This window comes from Victivallis lenta, from assembly GCF_009695545.1.
Lineage (GTDB): Bacteria > Verrucomicrobiota > Lentisphaeria > Victivallales > Victivallaceae > Victivallis > Victivallis lenta.
This window is the reverse complement of record NZ_VUNS01000025.1, coordinates 36104-52915: the sequence shown is the minus strand read 5'-3', so window position 1 is coordinate 52915 and position 16812 is coordinate 36104. Positions and strand designations below refer to the sequence as shown.

Here is a 16812-nt window from a genome sequence, read left to right as displayed (position 1 = left end):
GGGTCAACGCGGAGCGGATTCAGCCCCGGAGTTTCCGGAAAACGCCGCGGAGCGAGCGCCGCCAGGAAGCGACTCCGCGCCGGGTTGCGATCAGGAAAAAGACCGCGCACAGCCCGGCCGGAGCGAGCAGAAAGACATAATGTCCGAACCGGTGCAGCAGAAGCGCCCCCGAAACGGCGCCGAAAATGAAGCAGACGATCACGCCGTAATAGTGCAGCGCCTTGCGCAGCTCACCCGGAACTTTCCCGAACAGGCTGCGGAACAGGGCGTCCGTGCCGCTGCGCAGGTTGCCGGTGCACATCGTGGAGGCGAACGGCAGCCCGTGCACGCGGCGGAAGGTCTGCACCTGCAAGGCACAGACGAAGGAGATCAGCGCATTGACGAGGAAATCGAATTCGCCGTACGGAATAAAGCAGACCGGGAGCAGACATGCGAGTTCGAGCAGAATCACGGACTGGTGCCAGGAAAGCCGCCGGGACTTCGGCAGCTTCGCATGAACGATTTCCGCAGTGAAAATGCCGAAGGCATAGAACAGAATCGCCAGCAGATACCGCGTCCCCTCCCCCCATTGCCGGTGGGCCAGGTGGAAGCCGAAAAGCACCATGTTCCCGGTCACGGCATTGGCGAATACCTTTCCCCGGTACAGATAAGTGTAGATGTCGAGAAAGCCGCCGACCACGCTCAACACGCAGGCGGCGGTCAGGCGTTCCGCATCCGATGACGTACGATTCATAATCTCCATGCTGATAAAATACACGCTTTCCGGCGCCGGTTCAAGCCGGGAAGCCGGAAAACACCGCATCTTCGGCCTGACGGACGGGAGAAACTGCTTGACGTTTTCGGAAACCATGCTACAGTAAGCGCCGGTTCCCCCGGGAAGAGGGGGGGCGGCTGCTGAATTCAGTAATTTGTTTCCTCCTCCCGGGGAGTTCCGCAGGAATAAAAAATGTCAATGATGAGAAATATCCTTCTGAAAAGCTTTATCCTGTTCTGTTTGACTGTTTCCGCCATCGGCTGCCGGCAGCCGGAGCCGCTTATGCCGAAATCATCGGCTGCGGCCGGAATTCCGGCCGGATTCGTCGCTGTGTTCGGCAAAACGGGTGCGGACCAAATCGTGGTCTGCGGGAATCGCACCCTTGCGGAACACCGTTTTCCGCCGTGTTCGACCTTCAAAATCGTCTCTACGCTGATGGGGCTTGACTCCGGAGTGCTGACCGGCCCGGAGAGCCGTCTCGGTTATGACGGCACCCGGTACGAGTTCGCCGCATGGAACGGAGACCTCACGCTGCGGGAGGCGTTCCGGACTTCCTGCGTGCCGTACTACAAGAAACTGACCGGAAAGCTCGACAGACGCACCGTGCAGAAAACGCTCGACCGCCTGAATTACGGCAATTGCGACATCAGCGTATGGAACAGCAACGGGCACAATGTCTTCTGGATCGAGTCGAGTCTGCTGATCTCGCCGTTGGAACAGCTCGGCGTGTTGGAAAAGATTTTTTCCGGCCGATCCGGATTTGCGCCCGGGCATGTGGAACTCCTCAGGGAGTGCATGCGCGACGGATGCGCCGGAGACTGGACGCTCTACGGAAAAACGGGAAGCGGCCGCAACCACAACACCAACCGTCTGGAAGGCTGGTTCGTCGGTTTTGCGGAACCCGCGGACGGAAAACCGGTTTTCTTCGCCGCGCACGGCGCCGCTCCCGACCGCGACGTAAACGGACCGGAGATGCGCCAATGGCTCCGGGAACAATTTTCGCGGAGATTCCTCCCTCCGGTTGAGCCGGTCCGGTAATCAGTTCCGCTCTCCGGACGCGGGCAGCCGCGAATGCCGGCGCGCCGGTATGAGGAAAAACGCTTTGCGGGAAAAACGGGCAGGAGCGGCCGTCTCAGGAGAGCGGGCGGATCGTGTTGCCGAAGACGCGGGCCACCGGCAGGATCAGGCGGCGGGGACCGGGCTCCCCTTCCAGGCCGCGGCAGAGCGTCCGCGCCCCCTCCAGCCCGATTTCGTACGCAGGCAGGTGGAAGGAGTCGACCACCAGATCCCCCGGCACCGGGATGCCGTCCGCGCCGACCACCGACATATCTTCCGGCACACGCAGACCGGCGTTCCGGAGCTCGGAGATGCAGCCCCAGGCAGCCATGTCGTTCGACGCGACCACGCAGGTCGCCGGAACCTTGCTTTTCAGGAGCTCCGCGGTCATCCGGCGGCCGAACTCATAGTTGAATCCGTTCTCCGGCGAAGTCCAGACCGGGGCGATTCCCGCCCGGCCGAGCGTATCGGTCACGGCACGCATGCGGGCGGCTCCGGCCGAACCGCTGCGGCCCGGCTCGAGCACGGCGATGCGGCGATGTCCCGCATCGAGCGCGGCCTGAATCAGCATCGACATGCCGGCATACTCGTCGGCAACCACGCTGCCGCAGCCGGCCCCGCCCGGCACGCCGTCGGTGGTCAGGAGCACAACCGGGATTTTCTCGCGCAGCAGCTCCGTCACGTAGCTGTCGCTCTCGACGGCGCCCCAGATCAGGATGCCGTCGACCATGCGCGAACGCACCATCTTCAGATGCCGCCGTTCCGCAAGGTAGACGTCATCGACCAGAATCAGCTGCAGGCTCTTGCCGTATCCGGCCAGAGCGACCTGAGCGCCCATGATGACCGAGCCGAAGTTGTAATCGAACATCCGGCGTCCCCCTGCCCCGTAAACCTCCATCTCCGCGACATGGCGGGAGAGGAATGCGATGGTGTTCGAACGTTTCGCATTCAACCGCTGGGAGTGGATATCCGGATAGTACTGCAGCTCCTCGCAGATTTTCAGAATCCGCTCCCGCTGCTTCTTGGATATGTACGGAGACGGCGGGTCCTGAAACGCCCTCGAAATCGAGGCGACCGACACTCCGGCCAGCTCTGCAACCTCTTTGATGTTCATGAAATCCCTCCGTTTTCAGTAACTCGTTTCTATTATAATTCCGAAAGATTCCAATGTCAATACTTCTCTGCGTAAAAAACATGAAATCAAGGGAAAAGAACATTTTTTCCTTTTTTTTCACGTTTGACTCTTGCTTTTTTCTTCGACTTGGCACATAATTTATAGTAAGTAGTTACTATGATCTTTTCCGCAACCTGAATCGTAGAGAAGGAACAGTAATATGAGAAAACTCCTTGCCCTTGCCGTCCTGATTCTGACCACCTGCTGCGCGTTGGCGGAAAACCCGCGCGTTTTCACCTCCGGCGGTGAACTGGTCAAGCTCGAAGCGCTCTCCGGAGACCTTGTGCTGAAGGGGAAAATGGAGTCGGAACAGCCGGTATTCTGGTTCCACCTGATCTTCAAAAACGCCGCCGGGAAGGAACTCTTCCGCATGCGTCTCGGCGACAATCAGCTGATCGTGCCGGACAACCACGGCATCGCGCAGCTGGCGGAACCGCTTGCGGCCGGAGAGACCTTCACGCTGAAAATCCATATCGCCCGAAACGCCTGGTATGCGGCAGCACTGAACGATTACCTGCAGGCGAGCTTCACCACCGAACCGGAAAACGGCCCCTGCACGGTCGAACTCGATCCGTTCCAGTGCAAAGTCATCCTCGATGAAGTGAAATGGACGGCAGACCCGGAAGCAAAGATCGAGGCCGTGATCCGCACCTACGGAAAACATATGTGGGACCAGGTCCTCGGCAAAACGCCGGAAGGCGACTGGGAGCTGCGCTGCCGCTTCCGCCCGACCCGGCGCAATCAGGAGAACAACCATTACGGCTTTCAGATTTACGGCGACAAAAACCAGCCCCGGCTCATGCTCGTCATCTGGGACTCCCTCTATCAGATGATCCAGGGCGACAATTCAAAGGGGCTCGGCAATTTCGAAAAGTCGCTGAACGGCGAATGGCATGATTTCAAGCTGACCTGCACCGACGGCAACTTCTTCGAAACCTTCATCGACGGCAAGCGGGGCGACAGCTTCGAAGCCGAACTGACTCCGGGAGGCGACGTCCGCGTCTACGGGATGTGGGACCTCGAAATCAAAGACTTCGAAATCGTCAACATGGAAGAGTAAGATCATGAAAAAGAATCTGCCGGCACTTGCCGCACTCTTTGCATCGGCACTCGTTTTCGGGGGCACTCCCGACCTCACCGTCAGCGGCGACGGCACAGCCGACGGGCGCGATGCCTCCGGCAACGCCGTCGCGGCCAAAGCGGAACAGCTCGAATTCGTACCGGGGCTCCGCGGCCAGGCCATCCGCTTCAAGCCGGGCTCGAAGCTCCTATTCGAACATCCCGGACTGCTCGGAGACACCGGAACCGTCTCGATGTGGGTCCGCGCCGACTGGAACGGCTGGGAAGAGACCAGCCTGAACCGCTTTCTGCTCTCGGCCCTGAATGCGGATGGGAAACAGGTTTTCCCGTTCTGGTTCTGGAACTGGCTCCGGCTCGACCTGCCGCGGGACGACGGCAGCGTCAAATCGGTCGAAGCCAAGCTGATCCGCGGAAACATCACGAAAAACGACTGGGTCCATATCACCGCCGTCTGGAACCGGCGCAACTGGTGCGCGATCTATCTGAACGGGAGCCGGAACCGGTACGAACAGAACATGGAACGGGTCCCGGGCGTCTCCGCCGGAGAGATCCGGAGCGTATCGATCGGTTCGGACGCTTTCGGCGCGCCGGAAACCACATTCCTCGGAACCATCGACGAAGTGAAGTTCTATAAAAAACCCCTGAGCGACAAGGAGGTCGAAGCCGAATACCGTGCGTTCGCTCCCTTCGACCTCTACCTCGACCGGGCACTGTATCATGCGCCGCGGGAGATCGAGCTCGAACTTTTTCGCCCCGAATCGGGCCGGGAGAGCAGTGTCGATTTGTCGCTCGTCGATAAAAACGGAAAAATCCTTGCGCAGAAAGCATTTCCGAAGCTCCCGGCAGACTCCCGCCAGACGCTGAAGCTGCCGGTTCCGGAGCTGCCGCCGGGCGAATACCGCCTTGAGGCAAAGCTCGGAACCGGGCTGACCCGCGCCTTCCGCATCACGCTGGCCGACGACGAAACGCCGGTGAATGCCGCTCCGGGCGAACTCAAAACCGGGAAACCGGTATTCGAGAAAACCTTCCGGACCGTCGCCGATTCGGCGGCGACCCGCGGCAGCGCAAAAGCGGCGGACGGCTATCTCGAAGCCGGTTCGAAGAAAGACGATCACATCTCCTGCATCCTGCCGATTCCGCCCGAGTACCGCAACGGCAAGCCGCTGCTGCTCGAAATCGAGTGGCCGGACGACAAAGAGCGCATGTTCTCCATTTATCTCTACCCCGAAGCCGGCAGCAAGTCCGAAATCCGCGACCGGCTCGGCGGAGGCGTCGCGGCCGGCGGCATCTACCCGAACTCCAACAGAATGCAGCGCCTGCGCTACCTGATCTACGGCTCTACGCCGACCATGCTGCTCGAGCTGAGAACGCAGGCGGACAACACGCCCGCCGCCATCTCCGCGCTGCGGCTGCTTCCGCTGCCGGAAGGCCTGCCTCGTCTGGAACTGAATCTCCCGGACGGAATGCCGGGGCGTCAGATCGGCCATCTCGATGAGGACCAGAGCTTTGACTACAATCTCGACTGGGACAACACGCGCCCGAAACTGCCCTGCACGGCGGCCGTGCCGAAAATCGTCCGGATGCTCCGAGAATACTACGCCTACACCGGTCAGAACTCATTTTCGCTGCCGCTGCTGCGCTACAATTTTGCTGTCTATCAGACGACGGCGTTTCCGCAGACCAACGGCGTGTTCCCGTTCGAAAACGGCGAAGTGCCGTATATCGTCGAAACGCTTGCGAAGGACGGCATCGGTTTCAACGCAATCATCAACCTGTCGGAGCCGCCGGCGCTCTTTCATGCGCCGGACCGGACCGCCGAATTCGGTCGTACCGGCGTCTTCACCCGGAACAACCGCGGCAGCATCGTTTCCATGAAACGCTGCAACCCGGTCCATCCGCTGGTCCGGAACGAAGTCGAAAAGCTGGTCGAGGATTTTGCGCGCCGGTTCGGGAAACTGCCGGGCGTGCAGGCGATCGAATACTGGGTCGAATGGCCGACCATCGCCTTCTCGGACCTGACCAGCGGCTACGACGACTACACCGTCGCGCTGTTCAGCAGGGAGACCGGCGTCAAAGTGCCGGAATTCGACGAACAGAAGTATCAGAGGCGCTATGAGTTCCTGACCGCGCCGCCGCAGCGCGACGCCTGGGTGAAGTGGCGCGCCGCCAAAACGACCGAAATGATCCGGCGCCTGCGCAGCGCCGTCGACCGCCATGCGCCGGAATTGCCGCTCCACCTGGTTCTCCGCGGCGTGCCGCAGACCGGCAGCCTCGAGCTCGACACGACTTCCGGGCTTGATCCGGAGCGCAGCTACCTTGAGGAGCCCGGCATCGATTTCGCCGCAGTCCGGCAGATTCCGGGCGTGGTCCTCGTGCCGATGCGCGATTCGCTGATGCGCCTCTGGCAGCAGCACTGGAACAATGCGAGAACGACAGGCGACGAAACACTCTTCGACCCGGCCATGCAGCAGCCGTTCCGCTGTCAGAAACAGAACTATGTGAATGATTATTTCCGCTATTTCGAGAGCTTCAGCAACTCGCCGATTCCGGAGAAATACCCGTCGCACTTCCAGAATTCGGACCTGAAGCCGCACGGCCGTTTCTTCCTGAAGGAGCTCGCATTCAATGTCGGCGCCGGAGACGCCCAGCGCATCTCGTTCGGCGCCCAGCCGCTGGCCTCGCTCGGACGCGAGGAGGAGATGCGGGAATTCGCCCGCGCCTTCCGGGCGCTGCCGGACCGCCCGTTCCGGGATGTTGCCGGGGCGACCGACCCCGTAACCGTCCGTTATCTGCCGACGAAGAACGGGACCTATCTCTATCTGGTCAGCCTGATCCACGTCGATACGGAAGTCGCGCTGGAGATTCCGGGCGCCCGGACGATGCGCGATCTGTCAACCGGCCGGGAGACGCCGGTCTCCCCCGTCACGCTCAAACCGTTCGAGCTGCGCTCGTTCCTGATTCCGGGCGAAGCCGTTCCGGTATGGAAATCGACCGCAGTTCCCGACGCGTACCGGCGGGAGACCGAAGCCGCCTTCGCCGAACTGGCGGACGGCGTCGCCGGGCTCGCCGCCGAAACCGGCGACGCGGAACAGCTCGCCGAACGGGTGGAGCGCTGCCGCGTACTGCTGAAGGCGGGCCGTTACGCGGAGTTCCACCGGCTCTATCACTCGAAGCTCTTTTACAATGCGGCCGGCACCATCGCGGCGCTCGCGGCCGGTTATCCGCAGCAGCAGCGGAAGATGCTCGAAGCATCGCACATCGCAGTCAACTGCGGATCAGCCGATTTCTTCCGCGCCCCGGACGGCAGGCTCTTCTTCCCGGACCGCCGGTTCGGCGGAAAACTCCCGTACGGCTTCGACGAAAAGTGCACTACCGCAACGCGGAACACAAATGCGATGCCCGCCGGCGGAGAACTCAACCCGCTCTTCAGCACCGAGGCATACGACCTCGACGGCTACCGTTTTCAGGTGAAGCCGGGCAAATACACGGTGAGGCTGCTTTTCCGGGTCGGCTTCGAGCCGGGACGCAAGGACGGACTCTTCCGGTTCGCGGTCCTGGTCAACGGCAAGACGGCGGTTCCGGACTACGACCTCTTCAAGTCCGAGTCGCCGGAACGCGGCTACGCTGAGCTCGTCATCCCGGATGTGGAGCCTGAGAAAGGGGAAATCCGGATCGAGTTCCGGACCGTCGGCGGCAGCGACCCGACCGCGCGGCTGCTGAATGCGATCGAAGTCGTTCCCGAAAACGCGGATCTGCTCAGCTTCGTTCCGGCGGCCGATGCCGCGGCGGCCGCCCCGAAAACGGATAAAGAGTATGTCATCCTCGTGAAGGGAAACAGCATTTCACGCCACGGCTGGAACGAGGAGACGCGCGAAAAGCTCGGCTGGGCGCGCGAGTGCGGCATGGCAGCGACCTCCGAAGCGAACGACTATGTTCACCGCTTCGCCCGCATGGTGCAGCAGACGATGCCGGGGAAGAAGGTCCGGGTCGTATTCGGAACCGGCGGCCGCCCGGACCTCGCCGTCGCCTCCGTCGAACAGGAGAAGGCGCTGCGCCCGGACCTGATTCTCGTGCAGAACGGCGAGCATTCGGCGTTCGGCGAAACGGCGAAGCGCTTCCCGGCCGACTATGAGAAGCTGCTGAAAGCGCTCCGGGAATTCCCGGGGCCGCCGCGCATCATCACGATCGGCATCTGGAATCCGCGCTACCGCGAGGAGTTTAAAAACTGCACCGCCCCCGATTACGATGAATGCGCCCGGGAGGTCGAGGCTGCGCAGCGGCGCATTTCGGAGCAGCTCGGCATTGCATTCGTCCCGGTTTCGCCGTTCGAAAACGACCCGGCCAACACCGGCGACGGCGCGACGGCCGGCGTCCGCTGGCATCCGAACGACAACGGCATGAAATGCTACGCCGACGCCGTATTCAAGGCGTTCCGGCAGGACAACGGCAAACCGAAGGAGCCAACCAGATGAGTCTCGACCTGCGTGAAAGAATCTCCGGCTGCTGGGCCGGCAAATGCCTCGGCGGCGCGATCGGCATGCCGTTCGAAGGCGTTCCCTATCGTCCGAACCTGACGCCGGAGTCGATCCGGCTGCGCCAGGACGTCCCGAACGACGACCTTGAAATGCAGTTGATCTGGCTGACCGGGCTCCGGGAGCGCGGGCTCGACCTGGATGCCGCCGCCTTCAGCCACCTCTGGCGCCGCCACATTCCGGCCGGGTGCGACGAATACAGCATCGCGATCCGCAATTTGCGGCACGGTGTGAACCCGCCCGTCTCGGGCTGGCTCGACAACTGCTTTGCGGACGGCATGGGCGCGACGATCCGTTCGGAAATCTGGGCCGCCGTCTTCGCCGGGCGCCCGGACGCAGCCATGCACTTCGCCGAACTCGACGCCTCGGTGGACCACTGGGGGGACGGCGTATGGGGTGAAATCTTCATGGCGGCGGCCGAGTGCCGCGCCTTCACAACCGGGGAACTCATCCCGTCGCTCGAATTCGGACGGGCGCAGCTGCCGGACGATTGCCGCCTCGCCCGGACGCTCGACGCCGTTTTCGAACTCCACCGCGCCGGAGTCGAAGCCGGCGAAGCCGGAAGCCGCATCCGCGAAACCTTCTACCACTACAACTTCACGGACTGTGTGACTAACCTCGCCTTCATCTGCCACGCCCTGCTCTGGGGAAACGGGGAATTCCTGCCGAGCGTACTGTCAGCCGTGAATCTCGGGCGCGACGCCGACTGCACCGGCGCCAGCGTCGGCGCGTTTCTCGGCATTCTCCTCGGGCGCGGCGGCCTTCCGGCCGATCTGCTCGAACGGCTGAACGACCGCCTGAGCCTGAGTCCGTATGTCGAGCGGGTCCCCGGCGTGCCGCAAACGCTGACGGAGACGGTGGACGAAACTCTCCGGCTTCACGAAACCCTCCGCCCGAAGCTTCCGGCCGTCCCCTACCCGGCCTATGCGCCCTACCGGCCCGATGGCTCCGAACCGGCGATCTGCCGCTCCCGATGGCTCGTCGCCGACCCGGCGGAATGCGATACCGAAGCGCTCGAACGGGAGCTTCGGAAGTCCGGCCGCTGTCCGGAACGGCTGAAGCACCGGATCATCGAAACCGGGCAGCTTCAGTTCGACCTCTCGCCGTTCGCCCGCGATGCAAACACGCTCGAGCTCTTCACCTTTCTCCAGGTCCGCGGCACGCCGCCCGATCCGGTCATGGTATCGGCGACCGCCGACGTCGGGCTGACCTTGTGGTTCGACGGCGAGATGCAGTGCAACCATCATTCGCGGCTGCCGTCGCTGCCGTCGTTCCACCGTGCCGAGGGTGGAGCTGCCTTCACGCGACATTTCCGCGATGGGGAGCGCCGGCTTGTGCGGCTCCGGCTGCAGTACTGTCTGCCGCCCTTGCGGGCCTGTCTCATGTTCGGCGACCCCGCCAACAATCACCTCGACGAAATCACACTCGAAATCTGAGGAAATACAGACGATGGACCTCTCCTGGATCGACTGGCTGATCATTCTCGTGCCGCTCGGCGCGGTGTTCTGGATCGGCTATCAGGCGCAGCGCTGCGTAAAAGGCGTGGCGGACTTCCTCTCCGCCGGACGCGCGGCCGGGCGCTATCTGCTCTCGGTCGCCGACGGCGCCGCCGGCATGGGCCTCATCAGCCTCGTCGCGACGTTTGAAATGACCTACAAAAGCGGCTCCGCGATCAGCTTCTGGTGGGCGCTGCTGATTCCGGTCGGCCTGGCCATGAACCTGACCGGATTCGTCATCTACCGCTACCGCGAAACCCGGGCGATGACGCTGGCGCAGTTCTTCGAAATGCGCTATTCGAAGGCGTTCCGCGTCTTCGCCGGATTCCTCGCCTTTCTGGCCGGAGTGCTGAACTACGCGATCTTCCCGGCGGTCAGCGCGCGCTGCATCCAGTATTTCCTGCGGCTGCCGGAGACGGTCTCCATTCTCGGCGCCGACTGGTCGGTTTTCGGGCTGCTGATGGCTTTCTTTCTGACCATCGCGGTCATTCTCGTCACCATGGGCGGCCAGCTGTCGACCATGGTGACCGACTGCGTACAGGGCATCTTCAGCTACTGGGTTTACGCGCTTCTGGTCGCGGTGATCCTCACAACCTTCAGCATGAGCCAGTTCCGCGACGTCATGCTCGCCCGTCCGCCCGGCGAATCGTTCATCAACCCGTTCGACACCGGCAAGCTGACCGACTTCAACATCCTCTTCGTCTTCATCTCGATCTTCGCGGCGATTTACAGCCGGATGGCGTGGCAGGGCAACTCCGGCTACAACTCGGCCGGAGCGTCGCCGCACGAGCAGAAGATGGGCGGCGTGCTCGGCTACTGGCGTGCAGGCTTCGTCACGGTCATGGTGCCGCTGCTGGTCTACGGCGCCTACACCTTTCTGAACCACCCGGATTTCGCCGCACAGGCGGGGCTGGTCAACGCGGAGCTGGCGGAGAGGATCCAGTTCGACTCCGCCGCGACGACCGAAACGCTCCGCTCCCAGCTGCGTGTTCCGCTGACGCTCCGTTATCTGCTGCCGACCGGTGCGACGGGGGCGTTCTGCGCGCTCATGCTGTTCCTCATGATCAGCACCGACACGACCTACCTGCACAGCTGGGGGTCGATTCTCGTACAGGATGTGCTGCTGCCGTTCAAAAAGCGGCCTCTGTCGCCGCGCGCCCACATCTGGCTGCTGCGCGGAGCCATCGCGGGGGTTGCGCTTTTCGCCTGGTGCTTCAGCTATTTCTTCAACCAGATCGACTACATTCTGATGTTCTTCGCGGTCACCGGGACGATCTACCTCGGCGGCGCGGGATCGGTCATCATCGGCGGACTCTACTGGAGACGCGCGACGACGGCGGGGGCCTGGTGCGCGATGTGTTCCGGCGTCGTGATGGGAACGCTCTCGTTCCTCCTGACCAAATTCTGGGAGGACCCGATCTACCCGTATCTCTCGGATCATCATCCGGATCTGCTCAAGCAGTTCGCGTTGATTCTCGAGGGAGCCGGATCGGCGCTGCCGTTCGTAAACTGGGAGATGTCGCCGCACCGCTTCCCGATCTCGGGACAGGAGATGTTCTTCGCTAGCATCCTGCTCGCCATCGGCTCCTACATTCTCGTCTCGCTGCTGACCTGCCGCAAACCGTTCGACCTCGACCGGATGCTGCACCGCGACAGCGGCGCCGCCGCTCCCCCTGCCCCGAAGGAGAAGAAATTCCGCTGGAGCCGGCTTGCCGGAATCACCGCCGAATACAGCCGGTCCGACCGGATTCTCGCCTGGTCGGTCGTGATCTGGACCGGCTATACGTTTTTCATCTTTCTCTTTCAGCTCATTGCGAACACCTGTTTCGGCTTCTGGAGCGACGAAACCTGGTTCGCCTGGTTCGAATATTATACGATCTGGCTGAATCTGCTCATCGGGGCGGTCACCACGGTCTGGTTCACCTGGGGCGGAATCCGCGACCTTGTCCGGCTCTTCCGCCAGTTGAAATCGCTGGACCGCACCGCCGATGCCGAAGATGACGGCAGGGTCGCGGAGCATGCCGATACGGAAACGGAATCCCGAAAAAAAATGCAATCAAAGGAGGCTGCGGAATGAAACGGTTCTTCACACTCATCGAACTCCTGGTCGTCATCGCGATCATCGCGATCCTGGCGGCCATGTTGCTCCCGGCGCTGCAGCAGGCGCGCGAGCGCGGCAAAGCGATCAAATGCACGAGCAACCTGAAACAGCTCGGAACCGCGACCGCCTTCTACACCCAGCAGAATCTCGACATCCTGCCGAGCTGCTTCGACGGCGGCGACGGCATGGCGCCGTTCTGGTTCAACAAACTTCAGGACGCCATGCAGCCGAACGCCGCAACCAACCGGGATGCATTGACCGGTGTTTTCGATCACCCCGGCTCGGTCAATCTCCGCAATCCGGACAACACCTACGACAGCAACAAACTGCCCTACAGCTACAATGTCTACGCCGGCTACTACGACACGCTCGGAGACGGCGGCAGCTTCCGGCTCCTGAAAAAACTGACCAAGGTCACCCGGCTGCGGCAGCCGAGCAGGCTCCTGGTCATCACCGACTCGGACGGTTCGCTGTTCTACGACTTCATGCTCGACCCGACCTGGACCGACATGACCATGCCCGGCACACCGCATACCGGGTTCGGCAACGCCTCCTATGCCGACGGCCATGTGAAGGCCTACCGTTACAATGAACTCATGCCTTACAACAGCGAGGAGCACAAATATCTCTGGAGCGGCGACGGGACGCTTGACGCAAACATCATCTGACGGATTTTTTCTGAATGCCGCCCGACGCCGGCGGCATTCCCCGGTATCATAATGCAAATCAAGGGAGGAGGCTGCGGAATGAAACGGTTCTTCACACTCATCGAACTCCTGGTCGTCATTACGATCATCGCGATCCTGGCGGCCATGCTGCTCCCGGCGCTGCAGCAGGCGCGCGAACGCGGCAAAGCGATCAAATGCACGAGCAACCTGAAACAGCTCGGAACCGCGACCGCCTTCTACACCCAGCAGAATCTCGACATCCTGCCGAGCTGCTTCGACGGCGGCGACGGTACGGCACCGTTCTGGTATGACAAAATCCAGCAGACGCTCCAGTCGAACAGCACGGCTGTGATATCGGGCGTCTTCGACCACCCCGGCGCAGCCGACCTCCGCAATGAGGACAATACTTACAACAGCAACAACCTGCCTTACAGCTACAATGTCTACGCCGGCTATTACGACACGCTCGGAGACGGCGGCAGCTTCCGGCTCCTGAAAAAACTGACCAAGGTCACCCGGCTGCGGCAACCGAGCAGGCTCCTGGTCATCACCGACTCGGACGGTTCGCTGTTCTATGACTTCATGCTCGACCCGACCTGGACCGACATGACCATGCCCGGCACGCCCCATGCCGGTTCCGGCAACGCCTCCTATGCCGACGGCCACGCGAAATCCTACCGTTACAATGAACTCATGCCTTACAACAGCGAGGAGCACAAATATCTCTGGAGCGGCGACGGGAGCTTTGAAGCAAGCATCATTTGACGGATTTTTTCAGAACGGCGCTTGGCATCGGCGCAAAACAGTGGTATCCTATAAAAGCTGCGGCAAAGTATCACCCGCCGCGCAAACGCCATGAATGACGTGTCCGAGCGGCTCTCCGCAGACCGGAGCGGGGAGACGAGAGAGAAGCAACGTTTCGGGAAACAGAGGAGAAAAACATGTACCGGTATGCCGTTTCCGTCAATGCATCGCTGATCCGCCTCCCCGAATGGCGCAAGGCTTTGTCCGAAAGCCGATTCCACAGAATCGAGCTCTCCTGCGGCCAATATCTCGAACCGCAGGAAACGAAAGAGCTCGTCGAACTGGTCCGCAACGCCGATGAACTCGCCGGAGTCGAAACCGCGTCGGTCCACCTGCCGTTCTGTCCGTTTGAAAAGTTCCCGTATCCGGCCGGAGAGAAGGAGCGGGAAGCCGTCGCGGAATACCTGGCCGAATTCATCCGGCTCACCGCGCCGCTCGCGGCGAAAAACTACACCTTCCACACCAGCATCGAACCGGTCCGGCCGGAAGAGCGCGGCATGCTGCTCGAGCAGACCAGGCCGGTCATCGCATCGCTGGTCCGCGCCGCGGCGGCGGCCGGCGCATCGCTCAATGTGGAGCTCCTGCCGCGAACCTGCATCGGCAATTGCGTCGAAGAGCTTCAGGCGCTGACCGACGGCATGCCGGAGGCGGCCGGAATCTGCTTTGACGTGAATCATCTGACCGGCGACGGCGGCCTGAAGCGCGTGCCGGAATTCATCGACCGGCTGCGCGGGCGGCTCCGTTCGTTCCACCTCTCCGACTACGATGGCGTCGATGAGGCCCATTGGCTGCCGGGACTCGGGCTGCTGGACTGGCCCTCGGTCATGGCGGCGATCCGCCGGGTTCCGGGCAATCCGCTGCTGATCTTCGAAACGGCCGTCCTGAAACCGTGTTCGGGCCGCCCGCGCGAGATTACGCCGAAGCAGCACTTCCGCAACCTCGAAAGCGCTGCGTTCTACCTCGAAAACTGCGGGGAGCTCGACAGGCGCATCGCAACAGCCGCGATTCCGTGAAAAGAAAAAGCGTACAGGGCCTTCCCCGAGGCTCACGCCCGGCATCCGGCTTATTCATTTCCGTGCGCCGTGTCGCAGCCGCGTGCAAAGGTGCCGTCGTCGAGCTCGCGGAAGGCCTGCGCCAGCTCTTCGCGCGTATTCATGACGATCGGCCCCGCCCAGGCGACCGGTTCGCCGAGCGGCTTGCCGGAGAACAGCAGAAAACGCGCTCCCTTTTCACCTGCCGTCACGCAAATCCGCTCTCCCCGGCCAAACAGGACGGCGCGGCGATTTTCATGGGAGACGCCGTCGATCCGCAGCGACCCGAGCACGATATAGAGAAAAACAGTGTTTTCCGGCGGTGTTTCGAGCGTCCACTCCCGGCCGGACTCAAGCTCGATGTCGAGGTAGGTCGTTTTGACGAAATCGCCCTGCATCGAAGCCCGGACGCCTTTGTATTCGCCGGAGACGACCGCGATCCGAGCCCCATCTTCGGCGACTTTCGCAATCGCCTCCGCCCTGATGTCATTGTAGGCGGGGGCGGTCATCTTGTCCTTCTTCGGCAAGTTGATCCAGAGCTGAGCGCCGAGCATGTGCTGCGACGGTTTCGGCATCTCCCGGTGGATGATTCCGCCGCCGGCGGTCATCCACTGGCAGCTGCCGTCGGAAATGCAGCCCTGGTTGCCGAGGCTGTCGCCGTGCTCGATATTGCCTGAAATCAGATAGGTGACCGTTTCGATGCCGCGATGCGGATGCCACGGAAAACCGCGGTATAGTCGTCCGGATTCCGTGAATCGAAAGCGTCCAGCATCAGAAACGGATCGAAATCCTTCACGTCATCATGCCCGATCACCCGGGTCAGCTTCACTCCGGCGCCGTCTTCTGTACGGATGCCGGTCACCACTCTTGCGACTTTTCTGGTATTCATAGCTTCTCCTCCTGAAAATAAGCCCTGCCCTTCCCCCTTCCGGAGAACGGATGCGGAAAACCGGCTCCTCCACCGGTTATGAATCAAGATATTGCTTTTTTCGGAATAAGCAAACACAAATTCCGTTTTTCATGCAAAACAGATGAAAAACGGAATGAATGCGGAAGTGATTCCGGCTGCCCGGTCAGAGTTTTTGCGCCGAGAGGCAACGCAGCAGCCCGGTCTGCCCGGCCCGGCAGTGGTCTCCGGACACGCCGAGCAGAATCCCGACCGCCCGGTCGAAATCCAGATATTTCTTATCCGGATTCAACGCCTCCGCAATCCGTTCCCCGGCATACGATTCCAGCTGGCGGTAAAACGCTTCGCCGTAGGCGGTCGAAAGATCGAAGCCCGGCCAGGAGGCATTCGAAGAGTTCCGCTTCGCGTCCCAGAGTTCAATCGCATGGCGCCAGCCGGTGACCGCCTGTCCGTACTTCGCCAGCGCGGCCTCCAGATCGCCGCTGTCCGCCGGGAATGCGGCCCGGTTCGCCTGAAGCAGCTTCAGCTGCGCCTCCAGCCGGTTGGCCGAGGCTTCGAGCCGATCCTTGTCGATCCCCCGGCTCGACATCGTTTCAATCTCCGAACCGGCATTCAGCAGGGAAATCAGATTTTCCCGGAACAGCTCGTCGATGATCAGCATCCTCCCGCGTCCGCCGCCGTTCATCAGGAGGACGGCTATGACGAACAACGCGAAAACGGCAGCCGCAATCGGCAGCAGGAAGCGGCCGCTGCTCCCCTTGCCGCCGCCGAAATCGAAGGAAAAAGGAGAGCTGCTTTTCCGGTCAGGAGACGCTTCCGGCATCCGGTCGGCATCCAGCCCGGACGCGGGCTCCTCCTCTTCCCGGTCATAGGTTTTCATCCCCGAAAACGGCGGCGGAGGCGGAGGCGGCGTTTTCGGCGCCAGCCCCTGCCGTTCGAGCAGCGAATACAGATCCCCTCCCATGCCCGGAGCCGGCACCTTCGGAGGCGGCGGCGCCGGTTTCGGCGGCGGAGGCGGAACGAAATCCGACCTCTCCGGATGCGGTTTGACCGGCACCGGCCGGAGGACCTTGCGCTCCGGCAGTGCGGAAACGACAAAGTCCTTTCCGCAATTCGTACAGCCGACGGTCTTGCCGAGATAGTTGTCGCCGATCTCAAACCGCTGTCCGCAAAACGTACATTGCGTTCTCATCTCCGTCACCCTTTATT

General features: G+C 61.8%; 11 protein-coding genes and 1 pseudogene. 8 read left to right on the top strand and 4 right to left on the bottom strand.

Annotated features, from left to right (window positions below):
* Positions 1 to 19 precede the first annotated feature (19 nt).
* Complete coding sequence (locus tag FYJ85_RS17945) at positions 20 to 733, bottom strand: YoaK family protein (RefSeq protein WP_158703632.1); 714 nt, start codon at positions 731 to 733, stop codon at positions 20 to 22.
* 219 nt (positions 734 to 952) lie between these two features.
* Here FYJ85_RS17945 and FYJ85_RS17940 point away from each other — a divergent pair, with 219 nt between their 5' ends.
* Positions 953 to 1792, top strand: a complete 840-nt coding sequence (locus tag FYJ85_RS17940) for a penicillin-binding transpeptidase domain-containing protein (RefSeq protein ID WP_177994410.1) — start codon at positions 953 to 955, stop codon at positions 1790 to 1792.
* 94 nt (positions 1793 to 1886) lie between these two features.
* Here the strand turns inward: FYJ85_RS17940 and FYJ85_RS17935 are convergent, their stop codons facing one another.
* Positions 1887 to 2924 (bottom strand): LacI family DNA-binding transcriptional regulator, encoded by a 1038-nt coding sequence (locus FYJ85_RS17935; protein ID WP_154419942.1) that lies wholly within the window; start codon positions 2922 to 2924, stop codon positions 1887 to 1889.
* A gap of 220 nt (positions 2925 to 3144) precedes the next feature.
* On the opposite strand from FYJ85_RS17935, the gene FYJ85_RS17930 reads away from it, so the two are divergent.
* The 7 genes from FYJ85_RS17930 (at position 3145) to FYJ85_RS17900 (ending at position 14678) form a co-directional block, all read left to right on the top strand.
* Complete coding sequence (locus tag FYJ85_RS17930) at positions 3145 to 4044, top strand: hypothetical protein (RefSeq protein WP_154419940.1); 900 nt, start codon at positions 3145 to 3147, stop codon at positions 4042 to 4044.
* A gap of 4 nt (positions 4045 to 4048) precedes the next feature.
* The gene (locus tag FYJ85_RS17925; RefSeq protein WP_154419938.1) at positions 4049 to 8536 is read left to right on the top strand and encodes a LamG-like jellyroll fold domain-containing protein; all 4488 of its coding nucleotides are present in this window, start codon (positions 4049 to 4051) and stop codon (positions 8534 to 8536) included.
* Positions 8533 to 10032 (top strand): ADP-ribosylglycohydrolase family protein, encoded by a 1500-nt coding sequence (locus tag FYJ85_RS17920; protein ID WP_158703634.1) that lies wholly within the window; start codon positions 8533 to 8535, stop codon positions 10030 to 10032. Before FYJ85_RS17925 ends, FYJ85_RS17920 begins: the two co-directional genes overlap by 4 nt.
* A 13-nt stretch (positions 10033 to 10045) precedes the next feature.
* The gene (locus tag FYJ85_RS17915) at positions 10046 to 12169 is read left to right on the top strand and encodes a sodium:solute symporter family protein (RefSeq protein ID WP_106051470.1); all 2124 of its coding nucleotides are present in this window, start codon (positions 10046 to 10048) and stop codon (positions 12167 to 12169) included.
* Positions 12166 to 12861, top strand: coding sequence for a prepilin-type N-terminal cleavage/methylation domain-containing protein (locus FYJ85_RS24225; protein WP_154419936.1), 696 nt, complete (start codon positions 12166 to 12168; stop codon positions 12859 to 12861). The genes FYJ85_RS17915 and FYJ85_RS24225 overlap by 4 nt, the downstream gene beginning before the upstream one ends.
* A gap of 78 nt (positions 12862 to 12939) precedes the next feature.
* Positions 12940 to 13626, top strand: coding sequence for a type II secretion system protein (locus FYJ85_RS17905; RefSeq protein ID WP_206213287.1), 687 nt, complete (start codon positions 12940 to 12942; stop codon positions 13624 to 13626).
* Positions 13627 to 13802: 176 nt separating this feature from the next.
* Positions 13803 to 14678 carry a sugar phosphate isomerase/epimerase family protein gene (locus tag FYJ85_RS17900; RefSeq protein WP_106051473.1) on the top strand — a complete coding sequence of 292 codons (876 nt, stop codon included), beginning with the start codon at positions 13803 to 13805 and terminating at the stop codon, positions 14676 to 14678.
* A gap of 50 nt (positions 14679 to 14728) precedes the next feature.
* On the opposite strand, the pseudogene FYJ85_RS24480 reads toward FYJ85_RS17900, so the two are convergent.
* Together FYJ85_RS24480 and FYJ85_RS17890 are read right to left on the bottom strand one after the other, a co-directional pair.
* A pseudogene (locus FYJ85_RS24480) lies at positions 14729 to 15585 on the bottom strand (pirin family protein).
* A 184-nt stretch (positions 15586 to 15769) separates the two neighbouring features.
* The gene (locus FYJ85_RS17890; RefSeq protein ID WP_154419932.1) at positions 15770 to 16795 is read right to left on the bottom strand and encodes a zinc ribbon domain-containing protein; all 1026 of its coding nucleotides are present in this window, start codon (positions 16793 to 16795) and stop codon (positions 15770 to 15772) included.
* Positions 16796 to 16812 lie beyond the last annotated feature (17 nt).

Coding starts and splice junctions, on each gene's coding strand:
- FYJ85_RS17945 (WP_158703632.1), bottom strand. CDS start 733: ATGAATCGTACGTCATCGGATGCGGAACGCCTGACCGCCGCCTGCGTG.
- FYJ85_RS17940 (WP_177994410.1), top strand. CDS start 953: ATGATGAGAAATATCCTTCTGAAAAGCTTTATCCTGTTCTGTTTGACT.
- FYJ85_RS17935 (WP_154419942.1), bottom strand. CDS start 2,924: ATGAACATCAAAGAGGTTGCAGAGCTGGCCGGAGTGTCGGTCGCCTCG.
- FYJ85_RS17930 (WP_154419940.1), top strand. CDS start 3,145: ATGAGAAAACTCCTTGCCCTTGCCGTCCTGATTCTGACCACCTGCTGC.
- FYJ85_RS17925 (WP_154419938.1), top strand. CDS start 4,049: ATGAAAAAGAATCTGCCGGCACTTGCCGCACTCTTTGCATCGGCACTC.
- FYJ85_RS17920 (WP_158703634.1), top strand. CDS start 8,533: ATGAGTCTCGACCTGCGTGAAAGAATCTCCGGCTGCTGGGCCGGCAAA.
- FYJ85_RS17915 (WP_106051470.1), top strand. CDS start 10,046: ATGGACCTCTCCTGGATCGACTGGCTGATCATTCTCGTGCCGCTCGGC.
- FYJ85_RS24225 (WP_154419936.1), top strand. CDS start 12,166: ATGAAACGGTTCTTCACACTCATCGAACTCCTGGTCGTCATCGCGATC.
- FYJ85_RS17905 (WP_206213287.1), top strand. CDS start 12,940: ATGAAACGGTTCTTCACACTCATCGAACTCCTGGTCGTCATTACGATC.
- FYJ85_RS17900 (WP_106051473.1), top strand. CDS start 13,803: ATGTACCGGTATGCCGTTTCCGTCAATGCATCGCTGATCCGCCTCCCC.
- FYJ85_RS17890 (WP_154419932.1), bottom strand. CDS start 16,795: ATGAGAACGCAATGTACGTTTTGCGGACAGCGGTTTGAGATCGGCGAC.